This is a genomic window from Candidatus Binatia bacterium, from assembly GCA_036493895.1.
GTDB lineage: Bacteria > Desulfobacterota > Binatia > UBA1149 > CAITLU01 > DATNBU01.
The window spans coordinates 35,135-42,194 of record DASXOZ010000039.1; the positions used below are offsets into that span (position 1 = coordinate 35,135).

At 66.6% G+C, this 7,060-nt stretch carries 5 protein-coding genes and 2 tRNA genes; 4 read left to right on the forward strand and 3 right to left on the reverse strand.

Features of this window, described 5'->3' with window-relative positions; translation table 11 throughout:
- Positions 1-17 precede the first annotated feature (17 nt).
- Entirely contained in the window at positions 18-614 is a 597-nt protein-coding gene (gene rdgB, locus VGK20_09950) for an RdgB/HAM1 family non-canonical purine NTP pyrophosphatase (GenBank protein HEY2774357.1), read from the forward strand.
- On the opposite strand, the gene VGK20_09955 is transcribed toward rdgB, so the two are convergent.
- Together VGK20_09955 and VGK20_09960 are read right to left on the reverse strand one after the other, a co-directional pair.
- Positions 593-1,060, reverse strand: a complete 468-nt coding sequence (locus VGK20_09955) for a response regulator (GenBank protein HEY2774358.1) — start codon at positions 1,058-1,060, stop codon at positions 593-595. The two genes, rdgB and VGK20_09955, sit on opposite strands and share 22 nt — an antisense overlap.
- Entirely contained in the window at positions 1,057-3,921 is a 2,865-nt protein-coding gene (locus VGK20_09960) for a PAS domain S-box protein (protein HEY2774359.1), read from the reverse strand. The genes VGK20_09955 and VGK20_09960 overlap by 4 nt, the downstream gene beginning before the upstream one ends.
- Positions 3,922-4,053: 132 nt before the next feature.
- Here VGK20_09960 and VGK20_09965 point away from each other — a divergent pair, with 132 nt between their 5' ends.
- Positions 4,054-5,268, forward strand: coding sequence for a DegT/DnrJ/EryC1/StrS aminotransferase family protein (locus VGK20_09965; GenBank protein ID HEY2774360.1), 1,215 nt, complete (start codon positions 4,054-4,056; stop codon positions 5,266-5,268).
- A gap of 55 nt (positions 5,269-5,323) precedes the next feature.
- Here the strand turns inward: VGK20_09965 and VGK20_09970 are convergent, their stop codons facing one another.
- Positions 5,324-6,715 (reverse strand): ATP-binding protein, encoded by a 1,392-nt coding sequence (locus tag VGK20_09970; protein HEY2774361.1) that lies wholly within the window; start codon positions 6,713-6,715, stop codon positions 5,324-5,326.
- Positions 6,716-6,837: 122 nt separating this feature from the next.
- On the opposite strand from VGK20_09970, the gene VGK20_09975 reads away from it, so the two are divergent.
- Positions 6,838-6,914 (forward strand) — tRNA-Pro (locus VGK20_09975).
- A 71-nt stretch (positions 6,915-6,985) separates the two neighbouring features.
- Positions 6,986-7,059, forward strand: a tRNA-Arg gene (locus VGK20_09980).
- Position 7,060: the final 1 nt, after the last annotated feature.

Genomic DNA, 7,060 nt, shown 5'->3' on the forward strand with positions numbered 1-7,060 from the left:
CGCCAGCCTGCAACCCCATGAAGTCGCTCGTCCTCGTCACGACCAACAAGGGAAAGCTGCGCGATTTCCGCTACCTCTTCGAGGGCTCGGGAATCGCGATCGAGCTGCCGTCGGACCACGGCGTCGCGCTCGACGTCGACGAGACCGGCGAGACGTTCGCCGACAACGCGCTGCTCAAGGCGCGCGCCTTCGCGGCAGCGCTGCCGCGATGCAACGTCCTGGCGGACGATTCGGGGCTGGTGGTCGATGCGCTCGGTGGCGAGCCGGGCGTTCGCTCGGCGCGCTTTGCCGGCGAGGCCTGCGACGACCATGCGAACAACCTGCTGGTGATCCGTCGCATGCAGGGCGTGCGCCAGCGCGCAGCCGCGTTCGTCGCAGTGCTGGCACTGGTTCGAGCCGATGGGACCGAGCTGGTGGTCGAGGGTCGCTGCGAAGGGACGATCGCGGACGCGGAGCGCGGAACGAACGGCTTCGGCTACGACGCGATCTTCTTCCGCGACGACCTCGGCTGCACGTTCGGCGAGGCCGCTCCTGCCGAGAAGAACGCGCGCAGCCACCGGGCGGCGGCCGTTCGGGTGCTACTGGCCGGGATTCAGGCCGGTGCTTCTTCGTGAGGCCGGGGCTTGTTCAGGAACAACCAGTAGAAGCCGATGATGCGGGCCGCCTCGTGGAACTGCTCGAAGTCCACCGGCTTTACGATGTAGCTGTTGACGCCGAGGTTGTAACACTCGATGGCATCGCGATCGAGGCTCGAGGAGGTGAGCATCACCACCGGCAGCTCGTGGGTGCGCGGATCGGTGCGGATGCGCCGCAACACTTCGATGCCGTCGACGAACGGCATCTTGACGTCGAGCAGCACGACTTTCGGCAGGTCGGCCATGGTGCGATGGCCGTAGCGTCCGGTGCAGAACAGGTATTCGAGCGCTTCCTGGCCGTCGCGCACGACCTGGATGCTGTTGACGATGCGGTGCTTGCGGAACGCGCGGATCGTCAGCTCGATGTCGTTCTCGTTGTCATCCGCCAGCAGGATATCCACTGCGCTGGTTGCGTCGACGATCATGCCGTCCCCTCCCGCTGCTCGATGATGAAGTAGAACGTCGCGCCCTTGCCGGGCTCGGCTTCCGCCCAGACCCGGCCCCCGTGGGCGGCGACGATGCGTGCGACGTTCGCGAGGCCGAGCCCCGTGCCTTCGAAGTCGCCCGGCGCGTGAAGCCTCTGGAAAATCCCGAAGAGGCGCCTCGTGTTGGACATGTCGAAGCCGACGCCGTTGTCGCGCACGAAGTATGCCGTGTCGCCCGTCGCTTCGATGCGGCTGCCGACCTCGATGTGCGCTTTTTCGCTGCGCCGTGTGAATTTGACGGCGTTGGCGAGCAGGTTGAGGAACACCTGCTTGAGCGACGCGCGGTCGGCGCGGCAGCTCGGCAGGTCACCGACATGGAAGGTGATTTCGCGATCCGCGCATTCCTGGCCGAGCGAGTCCACGCATTCGCGCACCACCTTGATCGGATCGACCTGCGCCTTGTTCGGCGCCTGGCGATCGACGGCCGAGAACTGCAGCAGCGCATCGATGAACGCGCCCATGTCCTGCGCGTTCTTGCGCACGATCCCGATCACGCGTCGCCCTTCCGATCCAACGGTTTCCGCGTAGTCCTCCTCGAAGACACGCGCGAAGCCCGCAATCGCGCGCAGCGGGGTGCGAAGGTCGTGCGCCACCGACGATGCGTAGTTCTCGAGGTCGTGGTTGGCAGCGACCAGCGCGGCCGTGCGGTCGCGCACACGCTGTTCCAGCTCGTCGTTCATCGCCTGGATGCTGCGCTCGACGGCCTTGAGGTGGCTCACATCGTGGTGGACGACGGAGATCGCGTGGATGCGACCGCTCTCGTCGCGGATCGGCGACATCGTGGTCGTGATGTCGACGAGGCTGCCGTCGGCCCGGCGGCCCACCGCCTCCCCGCGAAGAAGCGGCGCATCGCGCTCGAGGATTTCGAGCGCGGCCGCGATGGCGCCGTGGTCCGGCGCCGGATCCAGGCGCTCGAGCGGCATGCCGATCGCGTCGGCTGCCGGGTAGCCGTACATCAGCTCGGCACCGCCGTTCCACGTGACGATGCGGCCCTCGAGATTGACCGAAAGAATCGCATCGCCCGACGATTCGACCACCGAGGCCAGGCGCCGGGTCGCTTCGAGCGCGTGTTCGAATTCGGTCACGTCGCGGCCGACGATGATGGAGCCGATGATGCGGCCTTCGCTGTTGCGCAAAGGCCTGCCCGTCACGCGGATCCAGATGCCCTCTGGCGCCAGGTTGTGCCGCGCGATCAGCATCACGTTGTCCGAATTCTCGCCGGCGAGCGCACGGATGAGCGGCAGGTCTTCGGTAGGGAACGGCGTCGCGCCGTCGGGAAGGAAGAAACCGTACTCGGGAGCGCGAGAGTTGACCGAAGCATCGGCCTTCGACACGCCGAACAGCCTCACGGCTGCGTCGTTGGCCAGAAGCACCTCGCCATCGGTCGCCATCGCGATCACGGCATCGCCCATGCTCTTGACGATCGACTCGAGAAGCGCGGATTGCCGCGCCAGCTCTTCCTTGGATTCGCTGAGCGCAGCCGTGCGCTCGAGCACGTGGCCCTCCAGCTCGGAGGCGAAGCGCTGCAACGCGTATTCGGAATCCTTGCGCTCGGTGACGTCCACCCAGGAGCCGGTGTAGCCGCTCAGTTCGTGGGTCGGCGTGAAACGGGGCATGCCGGTGCTCAGCAGCCAGCGCCAAGTTCCGTCGCTGTGACGCACGCGGAACTCGGACGAGAACGGGCGCTTCAGGCGGATCGCCGCGCGGATCTGCCTCTCGAGCGTCTCGATGTCGTCTCGATGCGTGAACCTCTGCCAGCCCGCCGTCAGCACGGTCTCCAGCGGTGCATCGAGGAATGCGAGCGCGGCCGGGTTCGCGTGCGAGCAGTTGCCGGCGGCATCCGACATCCATGTCATCAGCGGAGAGCTGTCGGCCATCTCGCGCAGCGCTTCCTCGCCGCGGCGGTGAAGGATTTCCATGCGCGCCCCGGCGCGCGCCACCCACAGGACCGAGCCGCTCAGGGTGGCCGCGAGGGCGCACACGAAGCTCGGCACGGCGGCGTCGAGGTCGAGCTCGCCCACCTTGCGAGCGTAAATGAACAGGCCGCCGAGAAGCATCGGCAGGCCGAGTGCGGGAACTATCAGGCGCCGCGCCGCACGGCTTGCGGCCGTGCTTCCGGCGAGCAGGCCGATCGTTCCGCGCTTCGGGTTCGTGCACAGGATGCCGATGGCCAGCAACGCGATCCCGGCTGACCCCGCCAACGAAGGGCTCGACGACAGCAGCGGCGAGCTGAGTGAATCGACCCGGTAGACGAAGCCGAGCACCGGCACGAGCGCGACGAACATGACCGTGATCGTCACCGACTGTGCGACGCTGACCAGCCTCGGAGAACGTCCGATGATCAGCGCGAGGGCGAGCAACGCATAGCCTGCCGCCGCGATCGGGGTCGTGAACACTCCGCGCGCAATCGTTTCGCGAATGTCGCTCGACTCGAGGCTCGAGTGCACGATCAGGCTGCGAACGAAGGCCTCGGCGCCGGCGAGGCGATCGTCGAGCGACAGCACGGCAATTGCGACGGCCAGCGCGGCCAGCACGGAGGAGAGGCGAGGCCACCCGGAGTAGAAGTAAAGGGCGCTGCCGAGGAACCCGAGGCACATCGCGCTCAGCGGCCGGATGGCAGGAAAGCCGCTGATCAGGTGACGCAGCACCGGCACGTCCCACGACCAGCCGGCAACCCCGGCGACGCCGAGCGCGAACGTCAGGCCGCCGAACAGGCTCGACAACGATGCGAGGATGCGGACGGCCTCCGGCGTCAGGCCGTCGGCGGCGAAAAGTCCGAGGGGGCTCGAGCGCTGCGTCATGAGGGAACCTCCGACTTTCTGCCGCGTCCCGCGCCGAAGCAAGAACCTGAGCGCGCAGCCCCGTTTTCCCATACGCGGCTGCACGTCCTAGTCTGCAGCCCGCTTCCCACTCCCGGCCGCCCAGGACCAGCCATGATCCCGTTCTCCCCTCCGCGCATCGACCAGAAGATCATCGACGAAGTCGTCGAAGCCTTGAAATCCGGCTGGATTACGACCGGTCCGAGGACCAAGCGGTTCGAGAAGAACCTGGCCGCTTACTGCGGGGCGCCCGCCGTGCTGTGCCTGAACTCGGCCACCGCGGGCATGGAAATCATGCTGCGCTGGTTCGGGGTCGGGCCCGGCGACGAGGTGATCGTGCCGGTCTACACGTACGCGGCCACCGCCAACGTCGTCGTGCACTGCGGCGCGACGCCGGTGATGGTCGACGTCGACGCCGAGGACTTCAACATCTCGGTCGCTGCAGTTTCAGCGGCGATCACGCCGAGGACCAAGGTCGTGATGCCGGTCGACATCGGCGGCTGGCCTTGCGACTACGATGCGCTCAACCAGCTCGTCCGCGATCGTGCCTCCGAGTTCCAGCCGGCAACGCCGGAGCAAAAGGCGCTCGGACGCATTCTCGTGCTGGCCGATTCGGCGCACTCGGTGGGCGCGCGCTACAAGGGCCGTCGCACCGGGGCCCTGTGCGACGTTACCGTATTCTCGTTCCACGCCGTCAAGAACCTGACGACCGCCGAAGGCGGCGCGGTGGCATTGAATCTTCCGACGCCGTTTTCGAACGAGGAGCTCTACGCCAAGCTGTGCGTGAAGACGCTGCACGGCCAGAACAAGGATGCGCTGGCCAAGTCGCAAAAGGGCAACTGGAAGTACGACATCGTCGAGGCCGGCTTCAAGTGCAACATGACCGACATCGTCGCGGCGATCGGCCTGGTCGAGCTCGAGCGCTACGACGCCGATACGCTCGTGCGGCGCCGGCACATCATGGAGGCCTACGCAGAAAAGCTTCGGCCGCATGCGTGGGCCGAGATTCCAGTGTTCGACCGCGACGGCCGAACGTCGTCGTGCCATCTGTTTCCGCTTCGCGTGCGCGGGATCGACGAGAGCCAGCGCGATGCGATCATCCAGAAGATCTTCGACCGCGACGTTTCGGTCAACGTGCATTTCCAGCCGCTGGCGCGCATGAGCTTCTACCGTTCGCTCGGCTACGACATGGCCGACTACCCGGTCGCTTACGACAATTTTGCGCGCGAGATTTCGCTTCCGGTGTTCTACGACCTGACGGACGCGCAGATCGGCGAGGTCGTCGACGCCGTCGTTGCCTCTGTCGAAGAAGTGATCGCGAAAAGCTGATCGTTTCGCAGTTTTTTTGTCGCGATTTTTGCCGCGAGCGGAATCGTGGGGGCGGCTAAGTGCCGCGACGAAGCGGCAGCGTGATCTCGAACGTCGATCCTTCCCCCAGCCAGCCGTGAGCGTCGACGTCGCCGCCGTGGCGCCTGACGATGCGCGCAACCGTGGCCAGCCCGACTCCCGTTCCCGGAAAACGGGAATCGCCGTGAATACGCTCGAACGGATGGAAGAGTTTGGGCCGGAAACGCGGGTCGAAGCCGATCCCGTCGTCGGTGATGCGGCAGACGATGCCGGCCTTGTTTCGCTCGCCCGCAACCGACACGTGCGCGACCTCGCGCGTGGCGGTGAACTTCCACGCGTTGCGCAGCAGGTTGTCCAGAGCGATGCGCAGCAGTGCGTGATCGCCCTGCACGACGGGCACCGCCTCGACCGAAAGCTCGACGCGGCGATCGGGAAACTCGTTGGCGAGGTCCTCGCCGATAGTGCGGGCCAGCGCGGCCAGGTCCACCGTTTCGTAGCGAAGCGCGCCGCGGCCGACGCGTGCGAGCAGCAGCATGTCGTCGATCATGCCGTCCATGCGGCGGCTGGCCTGGCGGATCTTCGCAAGGTTGGAGCGGGCCGCGTCGTCGAGACGCCCGTCGTCGTCGTCGAGGATCATCTGCGTAAACCCCGCGATCGTCCGCAGCGGGGAACGCAGGTCGTGCGAGACCGTATAGCTGAAGCCCTCGAGCTCGCGATTGGCCATTTCGAGGTCGGCCGTGCGCTCGGCGACGCGGCGCTCGAGCTGGGTCCTCAGCGCGGCCAGCTCGAGGTCGCTGGCCCGCGCTTCGGCCAGCCTTTGCTCCAGGCTGCGGCGCGAGGCGTCGAGGAAGTGCGCGATGTACGTCGTCAGCGCAAGGAGCGTCGCCATCGTGGCGCCGGCATCGAAGCCGATGTGGCGGACGCCGGTAGTGTGGTCGACGATCGTGGATGCGACGAGGAGGCTCAGTCCTGCCGTCGCCGACACGGCTCCCTGAGCCAGCGCGCCCCAGGGAATCAGCACCGAGCTCAGGCTCGTCAGCGCGAGCACGAGCAGGATCATCGGAAACGCGTCGGCGCGAACCACCGAGATCGCCACACCGATTGCGAACTGGACCGCGAGCGCACCGATCGTGATAGAAAGCGTGTTGCGCCGCGAACCCTCGCCGCGCAGCACATGGACGCTGGCAAAGAGCACGCCAAGGCGGATCGCGTTCAGCCCGGCGCGCAACTCGAAGGAAGGACCCTGCGAGAAAAGAAGCGTGATCGCGTAGATCGACTGCGCGATCGCAAGGAACCACAGGCTGTCGCGCGCCCGCTCCCGAAGCGGTGGGAGAAGCAGGCGGTCGACCTCTTCCCGCGCCGGGACGGTCGCCACGGTTTCGACCTCGACGCTCTTCGCGCCGACAAGGGGAATGGCATCTGCTCGCATCGCGAAGCGCGGCGCCGCGGGCCAGGCCTCAGCGTCGCTCGGACGGCATTCGTAGCGCCCTCGGGCCTCCCAGTCGACCACGCGATTGAAACTGTCGCTTCGGCGCGAAATACTGCAATTTCCGGGGTGTGGCGCAGTCTGGTAGCGCACCTGCTTTGGGAGCAGGGTGTCGGAGGTTCAAATCCTCTCACCCCGACCATTTTTCCGCCGCGTCCGTTCCGGGTCGATCGTCCGGATCGGCCGTTTGCGGAAGCGATGACGTCACTTCACGCGCCCGTAGCTCAGTCGGATAGAGCACCGGCCTTCTAAGCCGGTGGTCGCTGGTTCGAATCCAGCCGGGCGCAC